The sequence below is a fragment of the Luteibacter sp. HA06 genome (assembly GCF_054061215.1).
The window spans coordinates 2946179-2969460 of the sequence record NZ_JBSSDZ010000001.1 but is presented as its reverse complement, the minus strand read 5'-3'; the positions used below and the strand labels follow the sequence as shown (position 1 = coordinate 2969460).

12 protein-coding genes are annotated in these 23282 nt (G+C 65.0%); 9 read left to right on the top strand and 3 right to left on the bottom strand.

The features are described 5' to 3' along the window. The first annotated feature begins 4 nt into the window (after window positions 1-4). From ACVWWJ_RS13670 to ACVWWJ_RS13650, 5 genes are all read left to right on the top strand, one after another. Window positions 5-442, top strand: coding sequence for a MarR family winged helix-turn-helix transcriptional regulator (locus tag ACVWWJ_RS13670; protein WP_456968306.1), 438 nt, complete (start codon window positions 5-7; stop codon window positions 440-442). A 21-nt stretch (window positions 443-463) separates the two neighbouring features. Continuing rightward, window positions 464-1117 carry a DNA oxidative demethylase AlkB gene (alkB, locus tag ACVWWJ_RS13665; protein ID WP_456968305.1) on the top strand — a complete coding sequence of 218 codons (654 nt, stop codon included), beginning with the start codon at window positions 464-466 and terminating at the stop codon, window positions 1115-1117. A 179-nt stretch (window positions 1118-1296) separates the two neighbouring features. Beyond that, window positions 1297-9732 carry a GH36-type glycosyl hydrolase domain-containing protein gene (locus ACVWWJ_RS13660; protein WP_456968304.1) on the top strand — a complete coding sequence of 2812 codons (8436 nt, stop codon included), beginning with the start codon at window positions 1297-1299 and terminating at the stop codon, window positions 9730-9732. A gap of 74 nt (window positions 9733-9806) precedes the next feature. Then, a complete protein-coding gene (locus ACVWWJ_RS13655) occupies window positions 9807-10043 on the top strand; it encodes a hypothetical protein (protein WP_456968303.1) in 237 nt (78 codons plus the stop codon). A 22-nt stretch (window positions 10044-10065) separates the two neighbouring features. After that, a complete protein-coding gene (locus ACVWWJ_RS13650) occupies window positions 10066-10266 on the top strand; it encodes a hypothetical protein (protein WP_159892539.1) in 201 nt (66 codons plus the stop codon). A gap of 12 nt (window positions 10267-10278) precedes the next feature. On the opposite strand, the gene ACVWWJ_RS13645 is transcribed toward ACVWWJ_RS13650, so the two are convergent. The 3 genes from ACVWWJ_RS13645 to ACVWWJ_RS13635 form a co-directional block, all read right to left on the bottom strand. Continuing rightward, entirely contained in the window at window positions 10279-13317 is a 3039-nt protein-coding gene (locus tag ACVWWJ_RS13645) for a TonB-dependent receptor (protein ID WP_456968302.1), read from the bottom strand. Window positions 13318-13590: 273 nt separating this feature from the next. After that, on the bottom strand, window positions 13591-14958 hold the full coding sequence (locus ACVWWJ_RS13640; RefSeq protein WP_456968301.1) for a hypothetical protein: 1368 nt from the start codon (window positions 14956-14958) through the stop codon (window positions 13591-13593). A gap of 77 nt (window positions 14959-15035) precedes the next feature. Further along, on the bottom strand, window positions 15036-15455 hold the full coding sequence (locus ACVWWJ_RS13635; RefSeq protein WP_456968300.1) for a hypothetical protein: 420 nt from the start codon (window positions 15453-15455) through the stop codon (window positions 15036-15038). A gap of 185 nt (window positions 15456-15640) precedes the next feature. Between ACVWWJ_RS13635 and ACVWWJ_RS13630 the strand changes: the two genes are divergently transcribed. Genes ACVWWJ_RS13630 through ACVWWJ_RS13615 form a run of 4 tightly spaced genes read left to right on the top strand, consistent with a single transcriptional unit; the run spans window position 15641 to window position 23281 of the window. Next, on the top strand, window positions 15641-16075 hold the full coding sequence (locus ACVWWJ_RS13630; RefSeq protein ID WP_456968299.1) for a hypothetical protein: 435 nt from the start codon (window positions 15641-15643) through the stop codon (window positions 16073-16075). After that, on the top strand, window positions 16008-16847 hold the full coding sequence (locus ACVWWJ_RS13625) for an efflux RND transporter periplasmic adaptor subunit (RefSeq protein ID WP_456968298.1): 840 nt from the start codon (window positions 16008-16010) through the stop codon (window positions 16845-16847). The genes ACVWWJ_RS13630 and ACVWWJ_RS13625 overlap by 68 nt, the downstream gene beginning before the upstream one ends. Before the next feature lie 18 nt (window positions 16848-16865). Then, the gene (locus ACVWWJ_RS13620) at window positions 16866-19976 is read left to right on the top strand and encodes an efflux RND transporter permease subunit (RefSeq protein ID WP_456968297.1); all 3111 of its coding nucleotides are present in this window, start codon (window positions 16866-16868) and stop codon (window positions 19974-19976) included. Then, complete coding sequence (locus ACVWWJ_RS13615) at window positions 19973-23281, top strand: efflux RND transporter permease subunit (protein WP_456968295.1); 3309 nt, start codon at window positions 19973-19975, stop codon at window positions 23279-23281. Before ACVWWJ_RS13620 ends, ACVWWJ_RS13615 begins: the two co-directional genes overlap by 4 nt. Window position 23282: the final 1 nt, after the last annotated feature.

Genomic DNA, 23282 nt, shown 5'->3' with positions numbered 1-23282 from the left:
GCCCATGGACCATTACACGCGCAAGAACTTCGTCCACACCCAGAGCATCGGCTTCATGCTGGCCCGGGCCCGGAACGTGCTCGCGTCCGAGATCGACGCGGCCCTCAGGGACCTGGACATCAGCAGCCAGCAGATGGGCATCATCATTTCGCTGAGCACGAACATGGCGAGCACGCCGTTCGAGCTGTCGAAGCTGCTGGGCATCGACACGGGCCTCATGACCCGGATGCTCGACAAGCTCGAGGAGAAGGGATTGCTCGAGCGCTCCCGCGACGACAAGGACCGCCGCGTGGTCAACCTCACCCTGACCCGCGCAGGCACCCGCGTCGCCGATGCCATCCCGGAGATCGTCCCACCCGTGATCAACACCCACCTGAAGTCATTCACCCGCGCCGAGTTCGACGAACTCAAACGGCTGCTAGGTAAATTTCTCGGCGAGTAACCAATCGGGGATAATGCAGAGATGACTGCGGATCTGTTCGCCGATACTCCCGCTACCGAGCGACGCAACGAGCTGTTGGGCCCGGGCGCGATGGTGCTTCGCGCCTTCGGGCTGGAGCAGGGGGCGGCGCTGGTCGACGCGATTCATGCGATAGCCGCCGTGTCGCCATTCCGGCATCTGGTCACGCCTGGCGGCCACACCATGAGCGTGGCGATGACCAATTGCGGCAGCGTGGGGTGGGTCAGCGACAGGCGTGGGTACCGGTATGACGCCATCGACCCCGAGACGGGGCAACCGTGGCCGGCCATGCCCGACCTGTTCATGCGGCTGGCGGCGGAAGCAGCGGCTGAGGCCGGGTTCGCGGGCTTCGTGCCGGATGCGTGCCTGGTCAATCGGTATGTCACCGGCTCGCGCCTCACCATGCATCAGGATCGGAACGAGAGGCGCGATTCCGAGCCCATCGTTTCCGTATCGCTCGGCGTGCCGGCCATGTTCCAGTTTGGTGGCCAGGGCAAGGGCGTCCGGCCGCTGAACATCCCATTGGTCCATGGCGATATCGTCGTCTGGGGCGGCCCTTCACGCATGAATTACCACGGCGTGCTGCCACTGAAGGCCTCGCATCATCCGCTCACGGGCATGGACCGGCTCAACCTGACCTTTCGCACGGCGCGGTAGCGGAAGGCGTATGCTGCCAAGGCGCCCCGAGTCACGGGGCCCTCTGCGCTGATTCACGAATCGAGTCCACCACCCCCGAGGGGCAGGATATAGAGCTGTTCAGGCGCGCACGTCCTCATGACGCTCCGGGTACGGAGCGTGAGCCCGCACTGCGGGCCGAACTTTTCAACGCAGACCAAATGGAAGCCCACGGGCTGGTGCTTGCGAGGCGCCATCAGGTAGCCACGCGGCGATCGGCCGAATGGCTGCTACCCAGGCTTGCCGACAATGAACGCGTCATCCTGGATGTCTGCCGCGCGCTGATGGCGGCCGGACGGCGCGGCGCGGGCACCACGCCGGCGGGGGAATGGTTGCTCGACAACCTCTACCTCATCGAAGAACACATCCGCATCGCCAACAAGGACTTTCCTAAAGGCTACAGCCGCGAGCTGGTGCAGCTGGAAGATGGTCCGTCGCGCGGGCTGCCACGCGTCTACGACATCGCGCTGGAAGTCATTTCGCATGGCGATGGTCGCATCGACGCAGCGGGCCTCGCCCGTTTCCTGCAGTCTTACCAGTCCGTGGTGCCGCTGAAGCTCGGCGAGCTGTGGGCCATTCCGATCATGCTGCGCCTCGCGCTGATCGAGAATCTCCGGCGCATCGCCGCACGCGTGATGCTCGACAAGGCGCGGCGGCGTCGCGCGACGCGCTGGGCCGACGCCATGACACACATGGCGGCGGACGATCCGAAGAACGTGGTCCTTGTCGTGGCCGACATGGCGCGATCGTCGCCCGTGATGAGCGCCCCCTTCGTCGCTGAACTGGTTCGCCGGTTGCAAGGGCAGGGCCCCGCACTGGCCATGCCGCTGGGCTGGATCGAGCAGCGCCTCGCCGAGTCTGGCAGGAGCATCGACTACCTCGTGCAGATGGAGTCGCAGCAACAGGCCGCGCAGCAGGTGTCGGTCGGCAACAGCATCGGCAGCCTCCGTGCGCTGGTCACCGTCGACTGGCGCGATTTCGTCGAGCACGCCAGCCTCGTCGAAGCTTGCCTGCGTGAGGACCCCGCGGGTATCTACGCGGCGATGGATTTCGCTAGCCGCGATCGCTATCGCCACGTCGTGGAGCGTCTGGCACGTGCAGGGCACATGGGCGAAGTCGCCACGGCGCGCGCCGCCCTGACGGCGAGTTGCCCCGATCCGGGACAACGTCGGGACGGCGCGATCACGCACGTGGGTTATCACCTTGTCGGTCCGGGCCTTGCCGCGCTCGAACGGCGTCTCGGCACGCGACCCTCGTTCGCCGCACGCTGCCGCCGTGTTTTCGACCGTGCGCCGTTCGGCTTCTCGTTCACGGCATTTCTCGTGGCGCTCGCCGGACTGACGATCGGCCTCGTCGAAAGCGCTTCACCGTCGTCGTTCCCGGGATGGGTGCTTGCGCTGCTGTCGTTCGGTGCACTCATCGTGGCCAGCCAGCTCACGCTCAGCCTGCTGAATCTGGCAGCGGTGCTGGTGACCACCCCCGACCATCTGCCGCGCATGGACTATGCCGAGGGGATTCCCACCGCGGCCCGGACCATGGTCGCCGTGCCCACCCTGCTCGGTAGCACCGGCGATGTCGACGACGTGGCCGAAGCGCTTGAAGTCCGCTTCCTGGCCAATCGCGACGGCGCGCTGCACTTCGCCCTGCTCACCGACTTCATGGATGCGGACGCAGCCTCGATGCCGGGGGATGGCGCCATCCTCGAGCGCGCCAGTGAGCGCGTGGCGGCGTTGAACGCGAGATACCCCTCGGCCGAGGTCGACCGCTTCTACCTGTTCCATCGCCCCCGCGAATGGAGCGAAACCGAACAGCGCTGGATCGGCGCGGACCGCAAGCGCGGCAAGCTCGCCGCCATGAATGCCTTGCTTCGTGGCGAGGGCGCGGATCGCTTCCTGCTGATCGTTGGCCGGATCGAAAACCTGCCGCCGGTGCGATACGTCATCACGCTGGACACCGACACCCAGCTGCCGCGCGATACGGCGCACCTGCTCATCGCAGCGATGGATCATCCGTTGAACCGCCCCGTGTTCGACGAAACGCGCGGTGTGGTCGTGGCCGGGTACGGGATCATGCAGCCGCGCGTCGGTATCGGCCTTCCCGCGCAGGCACGCTCGGCATACGCGCGTCTCTATGGGGCGGACGCCGGCATCGATCCCTATACGCGCGCCGTCTCGGACGTGTACCAGGACCTCTTCCACGAAGGCTCGTTCATCGGCAAGGGCATCTACGATGTCGACGCCTTCGAGCATGCGTTGGCGGGACGTCTCCGCGACGAACGCGTGCTCAGTCATGACCTGATCGAAGGCTGCTTCTCACGCACGGCGCTGCTCAGCGACGTGTTGGTCTTCGAGGAAAACCCCGAACGTTACGTCGACGACAGCATCCGTCGTCATCGCTGGATGCGTGGCGACTGGCAGCTTCTGCCGTGGCTCATGCCCACGGTGCCGACACGCGATGGCTGGCGGCGCAACGATCTCAGTCACCTGTCGCGCTGGAAGATCTTCGACAACCTGCGCCGCAGCGTCGGTGCACCGGCGGCGCTTGCCCTGTTGGTCGCTGGCTGGTTGTGGATCACGCCCGTGCTGACCTGGACGCTGGCCGTCCTGTCGATGGCTTTCGTGCCCGTGCTGCTGCAGGCGTTGATGGAAGCGTCGCGCAAGCCGCGCGACATCGGTTGGCGGCAGCATGCGCAGGCTTCACTTGTCGCGACAGGGCAGCATGGCTTGCGCCTGGTGCTGTCCATGGCGTGGCTGCCGCACGAAGCCTGGGTGAGTGTCGATGCCGTCGTCCGCTCGCTGTGGCGGATCGTGGTCAGTCACCGGCACTTGCTGCAGTGGCGTTCTTCCAGTGAGGTGGAGCGCAGCGGGCGCGGTTCGCACAACGTACCGTGGCGTGCCTTGTGGGCCGGACCAGCGGTCGCCGTCGTGCTTGGTGTTTCGCTCGCTGTCGAGCGTCCCATGGTGCTCGCTATCGCGGCGCCCGTCTTGCTGCTGTGGTTCTTCTCGCCGGTGTTCGCCTGGTGGGTGAGCCGGCCCGACGTCAGTCACGTGTATGCGCCCAGCGCGGCGGACCGCGGGTTCCTTCGCCTGCTCGCCCGACGCACCTGGGCTTTCTTTGAGGCCCACGTCGGTCCCGACGATCACTGGCTGCCGCCCGACAACGTGCAGATGACGCCCGATACCAGGGTCGCCCGGCGCACGTCGCCCACCAACATGGGCCTGGGCCTGCTTGCGAACCTCGCCGCCTACGACCTTGGCTATCTCGCCATCGGCAGCGTCATCACGCGCACGGCGGCGACGCTGGACACGATGCACGCGCTGGAGCGTTACCGGGGTCACTTCTACAATTGGTACGACACTGAAGCGCTCGTGCCGCTGCGTCCGCTCTATGTGTCCAGCGTGGACAGCGGCAATCTTGCCGGCCATCTGCTGACGCTGCAGCGTGGGCTTCTTGCCCTGGCACACGAGCCGGTGTTCCGCGCCGTGATGATCGACGGACTGCGCGACACGCTCGGCGTTCTCCTGCAGCACGTGGATGACGTGCACCGAACGGACCTGCTTGCCTGGTCGGACGAACTGCTGGAAACGACGGGTTCGCCGCCGCTGTCTCTGGATGCGGTGCTCGCTTTTGCGCAGAGCCAGGTCGATCGCCTGGCCCTGCTGGATGCCGCACTCCGGTACGAGCCCTCGGACGAAGCCGTGTTCTGGCTCTCCCGCCTGACTGCCCAGTGCACCGACCTGCTGGCCGAGGCCGGGCAGTGGCATGGTGGGGAAGCGCAGGTGGACGGTATTCCGACGTGGTGGCAGCTCGCTCATGGCGGAGCATCGAATGCTGCGCAACGCTCCGCGGCGCTCGCGCGCATCGAGGCGCTGGGCGACATCGCCGCGCTGGCTGGCGAGCTGGCAATCATGGATCACGCCTTCCTCTATGACGACAACCGTCGACTGATGTCGATCGGCTACGACATCGAGCGCCGTACCCTCGATGCGTCGTTCTACGATCTGCTCGCCTCCGAGGCGCGGCTCACGACCTTCGTTGCCATCGCCGAAGGCCAGATACCGCAAGAAAGCTGGTTCTCGCTCGGCCGCCTGCTCACGACAACGGGTGGTTCACCCGTCCTGCTCTCGTGGACGGGCTCGATGTTCGAATACCTCATGCCCATGCTGGTGATGCCGACCTACGAAGGCAGCCTGCTCGACCAGACCTGCCGGGCGGCCGTGGCGCGGCAGATCGAATACGGCAAGCAGCGCAACCTGCCGTGGGGCGTATCCGAGTCCGGTTACAACGCCGTCGATGCTCACCTGACGTATCAGTACCGTGCCTTCGGTGTGCCGGGTCTTGGCTTGAAGCGCGGCCTCGGCGACGATCTCGTCGTCGCACCGTATGCCAGCGTGCTCGCACTGATGGTCGCGCCCGCAGCGGCGACCAGTAACCTGCGCCGCCTCACCGATGCCGGCCTCGCCGGACGCTTTGGCCTGTACGAAGCGGTCGACTACACCCCGTCTCGCCTTCCGCCAGGGCAGGACGCCGTGGTGGTGCGTTCGTTCATGGCCCATCACCAGGGCATGTCGCTGCTTGCCATCGACCATCTCCTGCTGGGTCAGCCGATGCAGCGGCGTTTCGAGTCCGATCCGCATGTGATGGCGACGACCCTGCTGTTGCAGGAACGCGTGCCGCGCAGTGCGACCGAGTACCTGCATACGGCCGGCCTGGGTGACGACGCCACTGCTTCGTCGACGCCTGAGGCACGCCTGCGCCTCTTCACCGACCCCGACCGTCCACGGCCGGCGATCCAGCTGCTTTCCAACGGGCGCTACCACGTCATGGTCAGCAGTGCCGGCGGCGGGTACAGCCGGCGAGACGCCATGGCGGTCACGCGTTGGCGCGAAGACATCACGCGCGATAACCATGGCATGTTCTGCTACCTGCGCGACCCCGAAACGGGCGATGTCTGGAGCACGGCGTATCAGCCGGTGGCACGACGGACGGAGCTGTTCGAGGCGATCTTCTCGGAGTCGCGCGCGGAGTTCCGCGTGCGCCAGCGCGGCTTCGAGACGCATACCGAGATCGTCGTCTCGCCCGAGGACGACATCGAGCTGCGTCGTACGCGCGTGACCAACCGCGGTCGCACACGCCGCACCATCGAGCTGACCAGCTACGCCGAAGTGGTTCTCACCGACCCCAACGGCGACATGGCGCACCCTGCCTTCAGCAAGCTGTTCGTCACGACGGAGATCGTCGCGTCGATGCAGGCGCTGTTGTGCGCACGTCGGCCGCGTTCGGCGGATGAGCAGCCGCCGTGGATGTGTCACCTCGTGGCCGTGCACGATGTCGACGTAGATGCGATCTCATATGAAACCGACCGCTCCCGCTTCATCGGACGCGGGCGTAGCACGGCGCAGCCGGCGGCACTCGATGCCGACTCGGAGCGCCTGTCGGATACGGACGGCGCCGTGCTCGATCCCATCGTCGCCATCCGGGTTCGCATCACGCTGGATCCGGAGCAGACCGCGACGCTCGACTTCGTCACCGGCGTGGCGGACGCGCGCGATGGCTGCATGCGCCTGATCGAAAAGTACCGCGACCGCCACCTTTCCGATCGCGTGTTCGATCTCGCCTGGACCCATAGCCAGGTATCCCTGCGCCAGGCGAACAACACGATTGCCGACGCCCAGCTTTATGAGCACATGGCTACTTCGGTGGTCTACCCGAACCTCGCCCTGCGTGCCGAACCGGCACTCATTGCCGCGAACGCCCGTGGGCAATCGGGGCTGTGGGGACAGGCGGTGTCAGGCGACCTACCGATCGTCCTGCTGCGCATCGGCGATATCGCGCGGCTCGACGTGGCGCGCGACCTGATTCGCGCGGCCGCCTACTGGCGACTGCGTGGGCTCGCGGTCGATCTCGTCATCTGGAACGAAGACAGCACGGGCTACCGACAGGCGCTGCACGACGCGCTTACGGGCTTGCTTGCCTCGGGGACGGAGTCGAACCTGCTCGATCGTCCCGGCGGTGTCTACATTCGTGCCGCGCAGCCGCTTTCCTATGAAGACCGCCTGGTGATGGAAGCCAGCGCGCGCATCGTGGTGGTCGATAGCCTGGGCTCGCTTGCCGAGCAAATGGAACGTCATCGCCTTGAGTCGCGCCCGGCTGCGGCGGACCCGCCGTCATGGCCGCGCCTCCCGCGTCCCGAGCGGTCGGCGGCGAAAGCACCTACCGGCGCGTTCTCCGCGGACGGCACTGAATACGTGATCGTCCTGGAGCCGGGTGCGGAAACGCCGGCGCCATGGTGCAACGTGCTCGCCAATCCGTCATTCGGTACCGTGGTGTCCGAGAGCGGCGGTGCCTATACCTGGGCCGAGAATGCGCACGGTTGCCGCGTCACACCGTGGCATAACGACCCGGTCGAGGATGCGAGTGGCGAGGCGGTGTACCTGCGGGACGAAGCCAGTGGGCGCGCATGGTCGCCGACACCGTTGCCGATGCGTGGCAAGGGTGCTTACACCACGCGCCATGGCTTCGGTTACAGCACCTTCGAGCATGACGAAGAGGGGCTTCTCTCGCGTCTGGAAATGTTCGTCGCGCTGGATGCCCCGGTGAAGTTCCAGGTCGTCACGGTAACCAACAACGGTACCGAGGCACGCCGCCTGTCGGTCACCGCCTATGTGGAATGGTTGCTCGGCGATGTGCGCGAGAAGAGTTCGATGCACGTGGTGACCGAGGTCGACCCGATCACCGGCGCGCTCTTCGCACGCAATGCGTACAACAGCGACTTCCCGGGGCGCGTCGCCTTCCTCGACGTGGGACATGGCGAGCGCTCGGTCGGCGGCGACCGTACCGAATTCCTCGGCCGCAACGGTCGGATGGACTCGCCGCTCGGGATGCGGCGCCAGGGCTGGAACAATCGCATAGGGGCGGGACTGGATCCGTGTGGTGTGTCGCGCGCGGTCTTCCAACTGGAGCCCGGGGAGTCGCGCGAAGTCGTCATCCGGCTCGGCATGGCGGGCAACGACGCCGAGGCGCGTGGTCTCGTGCAGCGTTTCCGTCAGGACGGCTCCGCCGCGAGGACGCTTGCGGCGGTACGTGATCACTGGCGTGGCGTCCTCGGCGTGGTACAGGCCCGGACACCGGAGCCCGCCATGGATACGATGGCGAACGGCTGGTTGCTCTACCAGACGATCGCCAGTCGCTTGTTCGCCCGTAGCGGTTACTACCAGTCGGGCGGCGCGATCGGCTTCCGTGACCAGCTGCAGGATTCCATGGCGACCCAGCATGCGGCGCCGGCGATGGCCCGCGCGCAGCTATTGGTCTGCGCCGCGCATCAGTTCGTCGAAGGCGATGTACTGCACTGGTGGCATCCGCCGATCGAGCGCGGGGTGCGCACGGCCTGTTCGGACGATTACCTCTGGTTGCCACTGGCCACCAGCCGGTACGTGCACGCAAGCAAGGACACCGGCGTGCTCGACGAAACGATCGAGTACCTCGAAGGCCGTCTCCTGAAGCCGGGCGAGGAGTCGTATTACGACCTGCCGCGCCCCTCGGGCATCCGCGCAAGCCTCTACGAGCACTGCGTACGGGCCATCGAGCATTCCATGCCGCGCGGGCGCAACGGCCTGCCGCTGATGGGTAGCGGCGACTGGAACGATGGCATGAACAAGGTGGGCGAGGGCGGCAAGGGCGAGAGCGTCTGGCTCGGCTTCTTCCTGGTCCACGTGCTGCGCGAGTTTTCGGGCACGGCAAGGCGGCGCGGTGACACGATCTTCGCCGAACGCTGTGTGGCCGAGGTGGCGAAGCTGTCGGCGGCGCTCGAAACCCATGCGTGGGACGGCGAGTGGTATCGCCGTGCCTGGTTCGACGACGGTACGCCGCTGGGCTCGGCAGGAAACGACGAATGCCGTATCGATGCGATCGCGCAGAGCTGGTCGGTGCTGTCCGATGTCGCGCCCGAAGAACGGCGTACGCAGGCCATGGCCTCGCTGGACAGCCACCTCGTGCAGGACGATGTCGGGCTGATCCGCCTGCTCGATCCGCCGTTCGATCGCTCGGCCATGGATCCTGGATACATCAAGGGTTACGTCCCGGGAGTACGCGAAAACGGCGGGCAGTACACGCATGCCGCTGTCTGGGCGGCGATGGCTTTCGCGCATATGGGCAAGCACGACCGGGCCTGGGAACTGGCGAGGATGATCAACCCGGGTAGTCATACGGGCGACGCCGAAGCCGTCCAGCGCTACAAGATCGAGCCATACGTGATGGCTGCGGATGTGTATTCCGTGGCCCCGCACATCGGTCGCGGCGGCTGGAGCTGGTACACCGGCTCGGCGGGGTGGATGTACCGTCTCCTGATCGAATCGCTGCTCGGCCTCAGTCTGCAAGAGATTCGTTTGCAGATCCGACCCTGTGTCCCGTCCTCCTGGGCGGGCTACAACCTGCGCTACGTGTTCGGAGGCTCGACGTATGTCATCGATCTCCGTCCCGCGCGAGACGGGGAGCTAACGGGCATCCTGCTCGACGGCGCGTCGGTCGAGGGCGACAGCTTGCCCTTGAAGGACGACCAGAAGGAACACGAGGTGCACGTGGTGTACCCGCGAGGCTAACGGCACGGTAACGGGGCTCGGCGCAGCCTCGCCTCTGGCGGCGCGCGTCGGGTCGTCCATGGGAGTAACGCGTCATGTCCACGATTTCAAAGGATCGACCGTCATATCTCGAGGCACGCAGGTCGATTCTCGAGGCGTACGATGTCGCAGCGGCCACGCATCCGGCTGCCTGTGCCATCCGCGAGATCAACGAAAAGGGCGAGTGCCTGCCACTGACGGCAAAGCAGCTGAGGGGTCGCAAGTCCGTTGCGGCACCGGACTCGGTGATCGCCAAACCCGAACGCACGACGCCGCGAAAATCGCGGCACTGACACACCGCCCCAGGGGTCGACGATGAGCAGCCCGTTCCAGAGCATCAACCAGCGGATCATTGACGACCTGCGCAAGAGCCGGGGCGAAATTCCGGCCGAATATGTTCCCAGGACGGCACCGGTAAAGCGTGATGCCGACGATGAAGCGGCCGAAGGCGTCTATTCCAGCGAAGGTGGCCCCGAAGAGGATGTGCCCTTCGAGGCCCCCGACGACGATGGCTGAGTGTTGCCTTCCTCAGAAGTCGTAATTCGCGCTCAGGCGGAAGTAACGCGGCAGCTGGCGTGAGGTCGGCGTGCCGTAGAGCGGGTTGGCCAGGTTCGGGCTCGATTCCGCGTTCGGGTAGATGCCGACGACGCGCTGCTCGTTGAACACGTTGAACACGTTCGCGTTGAAGGCGAGCTTCGCGTCGGCGAAGGCCGGTCGGAACGTGGCGCCGATATCGAGCTGACGCACCCAAGGCAGCCGGCCATGGCTTCCTGGCGGCGAGGGAAGCCCGTCGCAGAAGTGATAGCTGTTGCCATAGCCGGCCGGGTCTTCGCGATCCGGGCCGAAGTAGCCGAGGCAGGGCTTCGGCGCGCCGGAAATCATGCTCAGGTTGCCGCTGACCAGCCATTCCGGGGTGATCTGGTAGTAACCGAAGATCTTCAGCTGGTGCTTGTGGTCGTTGTTCTGAGGCCCGTTGGTGTTGACCATGATGTACGAGTTGTCCCAGTCCTGCGTGGTCGACACCGCGGTCTGGCCGGTGCCGCGCGACTCGCGGTAGAGGTCCGAGCGCAGCTGTCCTTCGGTGTTGCCGTAGCTGCGCGAGAACGTGTACGTGGCCCGCGCGTACCAGGTGCCGTCGAACGGATGCTCGAGGAACGACTCCAGCGAATAGTAGCGACGCTTGAGGCGGTCGAAGCCGAACTCCTCGTTGGTCAGCGGCACACTCACGTGATTACCCGAGGTGTCGACGAGATTGAACGTGTTCGCCTTGCCCGGGTTGAACAGCCAGCAGCTGACCGGGTTGCTCGACGTGGTCACGTCATAGCCGAGCGACTGCGCCTTGGCCAGCACGAGGTCGATATCGCAGTAGTCGTCGATCGCGTTGCGCAGGATGCGCTGTGTCGCCTTCGCGCCGTAAACCCATTTGGTTCCCAGGGTTTTGGTGAAACCCAGGATGAACTCGTCCTGGTATTCCGACTTCAGCCCTTTGGTCGTCACGGTGGAAGGGTCCGGCAGCTGGCCGAACGTATTGTTAGCCGCGACGGGTGGCGAAATGGCGAGCAGGTTGTTCGGTGTTCCGTCGGCACTGATACCGCCATAGGTGAAGTATTGCGAGGTGGTCAGTGCGCCGCCCGCCGCATTGAGTGCCGGGTTCAGCGGCAGGCCGAGGTAGTAACGGCCCGCGTTGGCGTAGACCTTGAACGTCGCGTCGCCATTGACGTCCCAACTGACGCCCAGACGCGGAGCCCATTGCGGCTTGTGCTGCGTGACGAAAGGCTGCCCATCGCTGTTGAAGTTCTCGAACTGGTCGTTGCGCACGCCCACCGAGAGCAACCAACGATCGTCGATTTCCCAGCGGTCCTCGATGTACTGGGCACGCTGCGTGGAGCGCACGGTCGCGAGGCTGCTGTTGATATTCTGGATGACGTAATAGCCCTGCGCACCGTTGGGGAAGGCGCCTGTGGCGGGGACGCCGAGACCCGTGGAAATCGGCGTGTTCGGGTCGCCCTGGCCGTAGGTCCAGGAATAGCCGCCCGCGCCCGAGGTGATCGTGCCCTGATCCAGCGCCTTCGCCGTCTGGTTGTCCATGCCGGCGGTGATGGTGTGGTCGCCGATCTTGTAGGTCAGGTCGATGCGCGTATTGGTGGTGCGGTTGCCGCGGCCAGCCGGGCTGAGGCTGGCGACGGTCTGGTTGTTGCCGCGTGGCGCGCCACCGTTGAGTTCTGGGTTCTGGTTGGTCAGGCCGTCCACGTAAGTCAGTGACGGGTCGTAGCCTGCGGGTGCGTCGTAGTCGTCGCTCTTCAGCTTGCCGTATTGCGCCGTCAGCGTGAGGCTGTCGGTGAGGTAGCCCGTGTACTTGGCGGTCCACAGGTCGCCGCCGGTCTTGATGTTGTCGTCGCTGCCGATCCGTTCCTGGCGCGTACGCGTCTGGTAATCGTAGTTGTAGACAGTGCCGGAGGTTTCGTACTTGTCGGAAGCGCCCGTGAGTTCGACGATGTTGTTGTCGGTGATGTTCCAGTCGAGTTTTCCGTACCAGCGCGGCTCGTTGTAGCGGTAGTCCACATACGGTTTCGTGCTGGTGAAGCCGCTTACCGGGTTCACGGTGTCGCCCTGCTGCCGCTCGTACTCGCCGGCGAGGAAGATGAACAGCTTGTCCTTGATCAGCGGGCCGCCCACATAGGCGCTGACCGTCGTGCTGCTGAAGGCATCCTTGCTGTCCGGCGAATACAGCTGGCCGGCCTTGGGTGACGCCGGCAGGCCGTTCTCGAAGTACCGATTACGCTGGTTGGCGCGGGCGAAGCTCGGCTCCCAGAGCACCTGGGTACCGAAATGCCATTCGTTGGTGCCGCGTTTGCCGACGACGTTGATCACGCCGCCATCGGAGCGACCGTACTGCGCGCTGTAGCCACCGGTGTAAACCTCCTGCTGGTCGATCGCGCCGTACGGCAGCGAGAGACCGCCGAAGCCACGCAGCGGATCGGTCGTGGAAAAGCCATTCACGTAGTACGCGTTTTCGCTGGCCGCGGAGCCGCCGAAACTCACCAGGGAATTACCCGTCGGTCCCTTGAAGCTGCCGCCGTTGTTGACCACGCCGGGGGCGAGCAGGGCGATGGCTTCGGAGTTCCGGCCAAGCGGCAGCCGCGCCAGCTGTTCGGAGGTGACCACGGTGCGCGAATCCACGGTCGACACGTCGATGCTCGGCAGGGCGGCGGCAGACACGGTCACCCCCTCCAGCGATTGCGCCTGGGTAGCGGCGAAAGACACCTCGGTGCCGGCGCCGACCTTGAGGGTGATGTTCTGTCGCGTGTCGACCACCTTGCCATCGACCTTCAGGCTGACGGTATAGGTGCCCAGGGGCAGCTGCCCGGCCGAGAAGCGGCCTCGCTCGTCAACCGGGATATCCCGGTTCAAGCCGGTGTCGCTGGTCACCGTCACCGTCTCCCCGGCGGCGGCGGGCGCCTGCCCGAACAGGCTGCCCGTGGTGGACTGCGCCATGCTGGCGGAACTGATTGCAAGCGCGAGGGCTGCGGCGAGGGCACGCGGGATACCGGGAGTCTTGCTGGACATGAACGACACTCTCCTCGAACCGTTTTTTGGGCGTGAGCGCGCGCGGTCGCTGCTGCCGCAGAACCGGGCATCACGGGTAATCGAAGGCAATCCCCCAAAGGCGCGACCGCAACACCGGCGAGAATCGCCAGGGATGGGTGCCGGTAGCCGGGCTAGCGCCGGCTACATCCGTATGTGACAAAACGTGCTGCGTCGCAGCACGTGAGTCAGTTATATCGAAACTTATTTCGAATGTATAGCCCTCTATACATCCCTATGGGGACGCCAGGCGGGCTAGCCGAGGACGGTCGGGTTCGTCTCGAATCCCACGCTGTCGTGGATCGTCGCGAGGTCTCGCGTGCGTGCTTCCTGCTCGGCGCGTGTCTGCGGGGGGTGCCGCTCCATCTCGTTCAGCAGGGGGAGCAGGTCGCGTTGTTGCGCCCGCTTCAGCGGCGTCGTCACGTCTTCGACCTTCTGGCCCATGATGTATTTCAGTTGTTCGCTTTGCTGGCTCGCGGTACGGCTCAGGCTCGCCTGGACGAGGCGCCCCTTCTGGTAACCGATTTTCATGGTGCTCTGCGCGGAGTCGTCGATCTGCGTGTAGTAGTAATTCTGCGACTTCGGGTCTTCGGTCAGGTTGAGGCGGAAGTCGGCCGAAAGTGCCGAGTGGAAGCTCGCTTTCGTTTGCGACGACGAGGTCTGCGTGATGCCACGCTCCGATCCATCGCGTCCCGATACCCGGGTGCTCTGCGACACCTGGAACGAGAACGCGTCGTGCTCGTCGGACCGGTACGGGTTCGATGCGATCGCCGTCTGCGTGATCGATGCCGAGAAATCCGCCAGGCCGCTGAGGAGTGCGTGATCGGTCTCACTAAGTGGCGAAGAGGAACGCGTGAGCGTGGGTGCGCTCAGCCCCGCCGGTGCGTTCATCTGGGTGAAGGCTGTCTTGAACATCGCCATCAGTGCAGGATCCGCATGACCGCGGGATGCGGCCTGATCGAACTGCTTGAGATAGTTGGTGACCGCCGACGCTTGCTGGGCCTTGCTACCGGTCACTCCCGGCGAGGCCGTATCCACCGTGACATCGATCTTGCCGGCCGAGCCGTCGATCTTCACCGTGCGCGAGTTCGCGTTGGCAGTGAAGTCGATCGTCTGGATGGGCTGGTTGCTGTTCGACGCCTGCGCGCTCAGGTGCACCGACGACAGGACGCTGGTGTCGACGCCAGCGAGACCGGCAAGATCCACGCGTGGTGGCGATGATGTCATGCCCTCCAGTGTGGTCCTGAAGGCATCGGCGAGCGCCGCGACCGCTTTGGCGTCGGTTTCATTCAGGGGTGCATCGCCGTCGGTCTCGATAGCGAAGCTGCTGCCGTCGTCCTGCAGTGACAGTGTGAGATTGCGACCGCTTGCTGTCTTGATTGCGACGGAGGCGGCCTGCCAGATCGGCGTGGCCTTGATCGACTGCGGCGAATAGAGGAGCGGCGCAGGCGCGCTGGTGGCGCCACTGAGCGTGACGATGACTGAAGGTGGTGGCGTGACGGGCAAGGTCGAGGGCAGCGATGACGTGACCGCCGCGCTGGTTATCGCGGGCGTCGCCGCGTTGTTACGCACGGCGACCGAAACGGCCGCCGGCGACAGCGCGTTCGATGAAGATATTGTCATCCTTGGCCCTGCTTTCCCTGCCTGATTCCACTTGATAACGGCAGGGATCGCAGGTTCTTGAGGGGCGACGTGCGCGCTCAGCGGTGGCCGTCGCCATGCCCCGGATTACCACGGCCGTCATGCCATTCATCGCCGTGGAAATCGGGTATGCGGTCGAAGCGGGTACCCGGCGCAGGGCGTTCGCGGACCTGGGGCAGGGGGCGGGCATAGCCCCGGCGCGGGTCGAAACGGGGATCGACATGGCCACGGAAGCCTCGCGGCCCGCGGAACCACGGGCCGGCGCCGATGAAGATGCCGCCGGCGAACCATTCGGCACCGTAGTAGCCGTAAGGCGCACACGGGTAGGGCGCGTACTCGTAGTAACCGTACGGACAGGCGGGCTCCGGCCCGATGTCCACGCCTTCATCGACATACACCTGTGCGGAAGCGGAAGACGCGCCGGCGGCGGCGCCTATGGTCACGAACAGGGCCAGGGAAAGGGAGCGGAGCGTCTTCATCACAACACCTTGGGGAAGTGGGCCTGATGATGAGAACGCCCCGCCTTCGCATGGGTTTACGTCGTGAAATCTTACGAGCAGCGGCGGATGAGCGCAGGTTAAACGCGTCTTTCTCCGGATAAACGCAATCGGACCTCGTGCGTTCCTGTTGGCTAGCCATAGCGCGTAAACCAGGAGATCGATTCATGAGCGATGCGACACAAGCCAAGCAGCCTCGTCACAAGGGACGGCGTCTGCTGATCGTCTCGATCGTGGCTATCGTCATCATCGCCCTGGTGCTGTTCCACGTCATAAGCGGTTCCGGCAAGAAGAAGCCAGTCACGCCACCCCAGCTGGTCAGCGCGGCGAAGGCGACGCTCGGTGACATGCCCGAGATCCTCAACGAGCTCGGCACGGTCACTCCGGTGGCGACGGTCAACGTACTGCCCCAGCTGAGCGGCTACCTCACCGACGTCGGCTACAAGGAAGGGCAGGACGTCGAGAAGGGCCAGTTCCTCGCGGCAGATCGATCCGCGCCAGTACGAGATCGACAAACGCCAGGCCCAGGCCCAGATGGCAAAAGACAAGGCGGCGCTCGACCAGGCGCGCGCGGACCTGGTTCGCTTCACCACGCTCAATGAGCAGAAGTCGATCGCCGAGCAGACCTTCGCCGACCAGAAGTTCACCGTGCAGCAGGACGAAGCCGCCGTGAAGGCGGACGAAGCCAACATCGCGCAGTTCGACCTCGACCTTGCTTACTGCCATATCACCGCGCCGGTGGCCGGGCGTGTCGGCTTGCGTCTGGTCGACCCCGGCAACTACGTGACGCAATCGACCTCGCCCGGCATCGTCACCATCACCACGATGAAGCCGACCACGGTGCAGTTCACCGTGCCGCAGAATTCCCTCGGCAATGTGCTGAAGCGCTTCGGCACGGCGGATACCACGCTCGCCGTCACCGCCTTCAGCAGCGACAACAGCCGCCAGATCGCCACCGGCAAGCTCTATGCGCTCGGCAACCAGATGGCCACGGCCACGGGTACGGTCACGCTGCGCGCGACCTTCGATAACGACGACGAAGCGCTGTACCCGAATGAGTTCGTCAACGTGCGCCTGCTGGTGGATACGCTGAAACAGGCCGTGCTCGTGCCGACGCCGGCCGTGCAGACGGGCGCACCGGGCGATTTCGTCTACCTCGTCAATGCCGACCAGACCGTGTCGGTGCACAAGGTGACGCTGGGGCCGAGCGACGGCAAGTTCACCGTGATCGCCTCCGGCCTCACGGCAGGGCAGACCGTGGTGACCGACGGCATGGACCGCCTGACCGACGGTGCAAAGGTGAAGCTCGCTGGCGCGAAGCCGCCGGCCGGATCGTCCACGGCTGCCACGCCAGCCAGACGCCACGCGTCGTAAAGGCGGGCACGCGATCCGATGAACATTTCCCGTTTGTTCGTACTCAGGCCGGTAGCCACCGCGCTCCTGATGCTCGCGCTTGTCCTTGTCGGCCTGGTGGCGGTGAAGTTCCTGCCCGTGTCGTCGCTGCCCTCGGTCGATTACCCGGTCATCCAGGTGCAGACCTTCTACCCGGGCGCGAGCCCGACCGTCATGGCGAGCACGGTGACCGCGCCGCTCGAAGTCCAGTTGGGCGAGATTCCCGGCCTGCAGCAGATGACGTCGAACAGTTCGGCGGGCGCGTCGGTGATCACGCTGCAGTTCGACCTGTCGCTGAGCCTGGACGTCGCCGAGCAGAATGTGCAGGAGGCGATCAACGCCGCGAACAGCCTGCTGCCTACGGGCCTTCCCGCGCCGCCGACCTACGCGAAGGTCAACCCGGCCGACCTGCCGATCCTTACGCTGGCGGTCACCTCATCGTCCATGTCGCTGCCGCAGATCGAGGACGTGGCGAACAACCGCCTGGGTTCGAAGATCGCCGAAGTACCCGGTGTCGGCCTGGTGGTCCCCGCCGGCGGCAACGTGCCGGCCATTCGCGTGGAAGCGGATCCGAAGAAGCTCGCCGCCTATGGCCTGAACATCGACGACCTTCGCTCGCTGCTCGCCAACGTCAACGTGAGCCAGCCCAAGGGCAACTTCGACGGCCCCGACCTCGATTACACCATCAACGGTAACGACCAGATCCGCGATCCCGTGGATTACCTGGCCACCGTGGTGTCGTACCAGAACGGCGCACCGGTGTACCTGCGCGATATTGCCCGGGTGACACAGTCCGCGCAGAACACGGAGCAGGGCGCCTGGTTCGGCAAAACCCAGGCCATCGTGCTCAACGTGCAGCGGCAGCCGGGGGCGAACGTGATCGCCACGGTCGACCAGATCAAGGCGAAGCTGCCGCAGCTGGAATCCACGCTGCCGGCGGGTATCAAGGTCGAAGTCGTCGCGGACAGTACGGGCGTCATCCGCTCGTCGGTCTCCGACGCGGCGTTCGAGCTTGGCCTGGCCATCGTGCTCGTGGTCGTAGTGATCTTCGTTTTCCTGCGCAACATCCCGGCAACGATCATTCCCAGCATCTCGGTACCGGTCTCGCTGATCGGCACGCTCGCCGCGATGTACGAGCTCGGCTACTCGATCGACAACCTCTCGCTCATGGCCCTGATCATCGCCACGGGCTTCGTGGTCGATGACTCGATCGTGATGATCGAGAACATCGTGCGCTACCTCGAAGAGGGTATGTCGCCCCTGGAGGCGGCGCTCGAGGGCGCGGGGCAGATCGGCTTCACCATCGTGTCACTGACGGTCTCCCTGATCGCCGTGCTGATCCCGCTGCTTTTCATGGGCGGCGTGATCGGCCGGTTGTTCAACGAATTCGCGGTGACCCTGGCGGTCACCATCGTTATCTCGGGCATCGTCTCGCTGACCCTGGTGCCCATGCTGTGCGCGCGTATCCTTCGTGCGCAGGTAGACCGGCACCCGAGCCGTTTCGAACGCATCAGCGAGGGCCTGTTCGACAAGACGCTGGCAGCGTACGAGCGCGGCCTGCGCTTCGTCATGGCACGCCAGACCCTCACCCTGATCGTGTTCCTGGTCACCGTCGCGCTCACGGTCGTGCTCTACGTCGTTATTCCCAAAGGCCTGTTCCCGACGCAGGACGTGGGCGCGGTGGAAGGCATCAGCGTGGCTGACAACTCGGTGTCGTACAACGCCATGGTCAAACGGCAGGCCCAGCTCGCCGAGGCGATCCTCAAGGATCCCAATGTCACCGGGCTCACGTCGTACGTGGGTATCGACGGAACGAACAAGACGCTCAACAACGGGCGGTTCCTGATCGGCCTCAAGGCGAAGGACGACCGCTCGTCCAGTGCCGCCGAGATCGCGCGTAACCTGCAGGACGAGACCGCCAATGTGCCGGGTATCCGCCTGTTCGTGCAGCCGGAACAGGACCTGACGCTGGATACCACCGTGTCGCCCAACCAGTACCAGTTCGTCCTGCGCGGCTCGTCCGTGCAGGAGCTGGGGAAATATGTGCCAGCGCTGCTCGAGCGCATGCATAAGATCGCCTCGATCACCGATGTCACGAGCGACCTCAACAACGATGGCCTCGCTGTGAATGTCGAGGTGAACCGCCAGCTTGCGGCGCGTTACGGCATCACCCCCGCGACGATCGACAACGCCCTCTACGATGCGCTGGGCCAGCGCATCGTCTCGACCATCTTCGAACAGGCAGGCCAGTACCGGGTGATCCTGGTGGCCAAGCCGGAGAGCCTGCCGACCGTGGCGTCGCTGGGCGACATCTACCTGCCCAGCCAGACGGGTACGAGCGGGCAGGTACCGTTGAAGGGCATCGCGAACATCCAGATCGTGAAGTCGCCGCTGGTGATCAGCCACCTGGCCCAGTTCCCCGCGGTCACGGTGTCGTTCAACCTCACGCCGGATGCCTCGCTGAGCTCGGCAGTGAAGGAGATCACTGCCGCCGAACAGGCCGTGCACCTGCCGCCGTCGGTGACGTCCTCGTTCCAGGGTGCGGCGCAGGCCTTCCAGGATTCGTTGTCCAGCGAGGTGTACCTGCTGATCGCCGCGCTTGTCGCCGTGTACATCGTGCTCGGTGTGCTTTACGAGAGCTTTATCCACCCGCTGACGATTCTCTCGACATTGCCGTCGGCCGGCATCGGTGCCCTGCTGGCGCTGATGGTGGCGGGCCACGACCTGGACGTGATCGGCATCATCGGCATCGTGCTGCTGATCGGTATCGTGAAGAAGAACGCGATCATGATCGTGGACTTCGCGCTCGAGGCCGAGCGTGACCACGGCAAGTCACCGGCGGAGGCGATCTTCGAAGCGTCGTTACTGCGATTCCGTCCCATCCTGATGACGACGCTGGCCGCCATGCTGGGTGCCTTGCCGATGCTGGTGGGTAACGGCACCGGTTCCGAACTGCGTCGGCCGCTGGGCCTGGCGATCATCGGTGGCCTCGCGCTAAGCCAGTTGCTCACGCTGTTCACCACGCCGGTGATCTACCTGTTCTTCGATCGCCTGGCGGCTCGCATGCGGCCGCGTCCCGAACAGAAACTGATCGGGCACGATGAACCATGAGTATCCCGGGCCTCTTCATCCGGCGTCCGGTGGCGACCACCCTGCTGGCCGTCGCGATCCTGCTATCGGGTGCGCTGGGCTATTTCAAACTGCCGGTGGCGCCGTTGCCAAACGTGACCTTCCCGGTCATCGTGGTGCAGGCGAGCATGGCCGGCGCGAGTCCCGACATCATGGCGTCCACGGTGGCGGCGCCACTGGAGCGACGCCTCAGCGCAATCGCCGACGTATCGGAGCTGACTTCGTCCAGTTCGGTCGGCTCGGCGCAGGTGGTGATTCAGTTCGGCCTGGGACGCGACATCAACGGCGCCGCGCGCGACGTACAGGCGGCCATCCAGGCGGCACGTGCCGATCTCCCCAGCACGCTGCGCAACAATCCCACGTACCGGCAGTTCAATCCCGCGGATGCGCCGATCATGGTGCTGGCGCTCACGTCGGCCACGCTGACCCGCGCGCAGCTCTACGATTCCGCCAACTCGATCCTGCAGCAGCAGCTGTCGCAGGTCGACGGTGTCGGCCAGATCACGTTGGGCGGCAGCGCGCTGCCGTCGGTCCGCGTGGAGCTGCAACCCGACCAGCTCAATAGCTACGGCATCGGCCTGGAAGACGTACGCGCGTCGCTGAGTTCGGCGAATGCCAACAGCGCCAAGGGACATATCGACCAGGGCGACCAGCGCTTCGAGGTGCTATCCAACGACCAGATCAGCAAGGCCGCGCCGTACCGCGACATCGTGGTGGCGTACCGCCAGGGCTCACCTGTCTTCCTGCGCGATGTCGCCGAGGTGAAGGATTCGGCGGAAAACCTGCGCAATGCTGGCCTCTATAACGGCAAGGACGCGGTACTCGTCATCGTTTACCCGCTGCCCGGCAGCAATATCGTCAAGACCGTGGGGCAGATCCGGCAGGTATTGCCCAACGTGGAGGCAACGCTTCCGCACGATGTCCATGTCGGCATTGCCGTCGACCGCTCGCAGTCCGTGAACGCCGCAGTCGGCGACACCGAACGGACGCTGTTCATTGCCGTCCTTCTGGTCATCGGCGTCGTGTTCGTGTTCCTGCAATCGCCACGCGCGGTGCTGGTGCCGGCCGTGGCCTTACCCTTGTCCATCATCGGTACGTTCGGCCCGATGTACCTGCTCGGCTACAGTCTCGACAACCTCTCGCTGATGGCCCTCACCATCGGTACCGGGTTCGTGGTGGACGATGCCGTGGTGGTGCTGGAGAACATCGTGCGCCACGTGGACGAGGGCATGGAGGTGCACGAAGCCGCGCTGGTCGGCAGCGCCGAGGTCAGCTTCACGGTGATCTCCATGAGCCTGTCACTGATCGCTGTGTTCCTTCCCATCCTGCTGATGCCGGGTATCGTCGGCCTGCTGTTCCACGAGTTCGCGGTGACGTTGTCGATTGCCATCATGCTTTCGCTGGTGATCTCGCTGACGGTCACGCCGACGATGGCCGCCTTCGTCCTGCGCGGCCGTGGCAAGGCGAGGCAGCAGGGCCGCGTTGCAGTGTGGTCGGAGCGTCAGTTCGAGCGCTTCAAGCAGGGCTACGACCGTTCGCTGGCGACGGCACTGGACCATCGCCTGCTGGTTGCCCTTGTGCTGATCGGGCTCATCGTCCTCAACGTGTTCCTCATCCGCTTCGTGCCGTCCACGTTCTTCCCCGAACAGGACAACGGCATCCTGCAGGGCCAGATCATCGCGGACCAGAGCATCTCCTTCCAGGGTATGGAAAAGAAGCTGGCGCAGCTGCAGGCCATCGTTCAGAAAGACCCCGCGGTCGCCTCCGTGGCCGGCTTCACGGGCGGCCGGGCACTGAACACCGCCAATGTCTTCATCGAACTGAAACCGCTCGCGGAGCGAAAGATCTCCGCGGCGCAGGTCGTCGACCGCCTGCGACCGAAGCTCAACGCGGTGTCCGGCGCGCGCCTGTTGCTCCAGGCGGCGCAGGACCTTCGCATCGGCGGCAGGCAGTCGGCCGCGGAATATCAGTACACACTGACCAGCGACAACCCGGACACCTTGTTCACCTGGGTGCCGAAGCTGGTCGCCGCGCTCAGCAAGGAGCGGCTCTCCGACGTCAACTCGGACCTGCAGCAGCACGGCCTCCAGGTGTACGTGAACTTTGATCGTGCCACGGCGGCGCGCTATGGCTTCGCACCGAACCAGATCGACACCGGCCTGTACGACGCGTTCGGCCAGCGCACGGTCTCGACGGTGTACAACGAACTCAACCAGTACTACGTGGTGATGGAAGTCGCACCGAAGTACTGGCAGTACCCGCAGATGCTCGAGCGCATCCGTTTCAGCACGGCGGCAGGCAACGCGAGTGGCACGCAGCAGACGCAGATGTCGAGTTCACTGGTGAAGGGCGTGACCGCGACGACCGTCGCCAGCACCACCTCGGGCACAGCCAGCACGACGAACGCGAAGAACGCGGATGCCGAAGCCAACCTCCTGACGAATGCGATTTCCAATGCCAAGGGTGGCGGCTCCAGTGGTAGCGCCGACAGCACGGCGGCGGAAACGCTGGTGCCGTTCCCCGCTATCGCCAGCTACGTGACGAACCACACCGCTACACAGGTCAGCCATCAGGATGGACTCGTCGCCGCGACGATCTCGTTCAACCTGCCGCCGGGAGGCTCGCTGAGCCAGGCTTCGGCCATCATCGACCAGGTGTCGCAGCAGATCGGCTTGCCGGCGGCCGTCCACGGCAGCTTCGCCGGCGCGGCCCAGGCCTACGGGCAATCGATGTCGACGATGCCGCTGCTGATCATCGCTGCGCTGGTCGCGGTGTACATCGTGCTCGGCATTCTCTACGAGAACACGGTGCATCCGTTGACGATTCTCTCCACGCTGCCCTCGGCTGGCATCGGCGCCACGCTGGCGCTGCTGATCTTCGGTACGCCGTTCTCGGTGATCGCGATGATCGGCATCATCCTGCTGATCGGCATCGTCAAGAAAAACGCGATCATGATGATCGACGTCGCCATCCACCTGCAGCGTGACAAGGGGCAGGATGCGCGCGAGGCGATCCATAACGCTGCGGTGATCCGACTGCGCCCGATCATGATGACCACGGCGGCCGCGGTGCTTGGCGCCGTGCCCCTGGCGATCGGCATCGGGCAGGGGGCTTCATTGCGCCAGCCCCTGGGCATCACCGTCATGGGCGGCCTGATCCTCAGCCAGGTCGTCACGCTTTACACCACACCCGTGATCTATCTCTACCTGGACGGTTTCCGCGCCAGGCTGGCACGCTGGAACGAACGGCTGCCATGGAACCACGTCGACGCGAGCACAAGCCTATGAA

Excerpts from the sequence above, each read along its gene's own strand:
- ACVWWJ_RS13670 (WP_456968306.1), top strand. The coding sequence starts at position 5 with ATGGACCATTACACGCGCAAGAACTTCGTCCACACCCAGAGCATCGGC.
- alkB (WP_456968305.1), top strand. The coding sequence starts at position 464 with ATGACTGCGGATCTGTTCGCCGATACTCCCGCTACCGAGCGACGCAAC.
- ACVWWJ_RS13660 (WP_456968304.1), top strand. The coding sequence starts at position 1,297 with ATGGAAGCCCACGGGCTGGTGCTTGCGAGGCGCCATCAGGTAGCCACG.
- ACVWWJ_RS13655 (WP_456968303.1), top strand. The coding sequence starts at position 9,807 with ATGTCCACGATTTCAAAGGATCGACCGTCATATCTCGAGGCACGCAGG.
- ACVWWJ_RS13650 (WP_159892539.1), top strand. The coding sequence starts at position 10,066 with ATGAGCAGCCCGTTCCAGAGCATCAACCAGCGGATCATTGACGACCTG.
- ACVWWJ_RS13645 (WP_456968302.1), bottom strand. The coding sequence starts at position 13,317 with ATGTCCAGCAAGACTCCCGGTATCCCGCGTGCCCTCGCCGCAGCCCTC.
- ACVWWJ_RS13640 (WP_456968301.1), bottom strand. The coding sequence starts at position 14,958 with ATGACAATATCTTCATCGAACGCGCTGTCGCCGGCGGCCGTTTCGGTC.
- ACVWWJ_RS13635 (WP_456968300.1), bottom strand. The coding sequence starts at position 15,455 with ATGAAGACGCTCCGCTCCCTTTCCCTGGCCCTGTTCGTGACCATAGGC.
- ACVWWJ_RS13630 (WP_456968299.1), top strand. The coding sequence starts at position 15,641 with ATGAGCGATGCGACACAAGCCAAGCAGCCTCGTCACAAGGGACGGCGT.
- ACVWWJ_RS13625 (WP_456968298.1), top strand. The coding sequence starts at position 16,008 with ATGGCAAAAGACAAGGCGGCGCTCGACCAGGCGCGCGCGGACCTGGTT.
- ACVWWJ_RS13620 (WP_456968297.1), top strand. The coding sequence starts at position 16,866 with ATGAACATTTCCCGTTTGTTCGTACTCAGGCCGGTAGCCACCGCGCTC.
- ACVWWJ_RS13615 (WP_456968295.1), top strand. The coding sequence starts at position 19,973 with ATGAGTATCCCGGGCCTCTTCATCCGGCGTCCGGTGGCGACCACCCTG.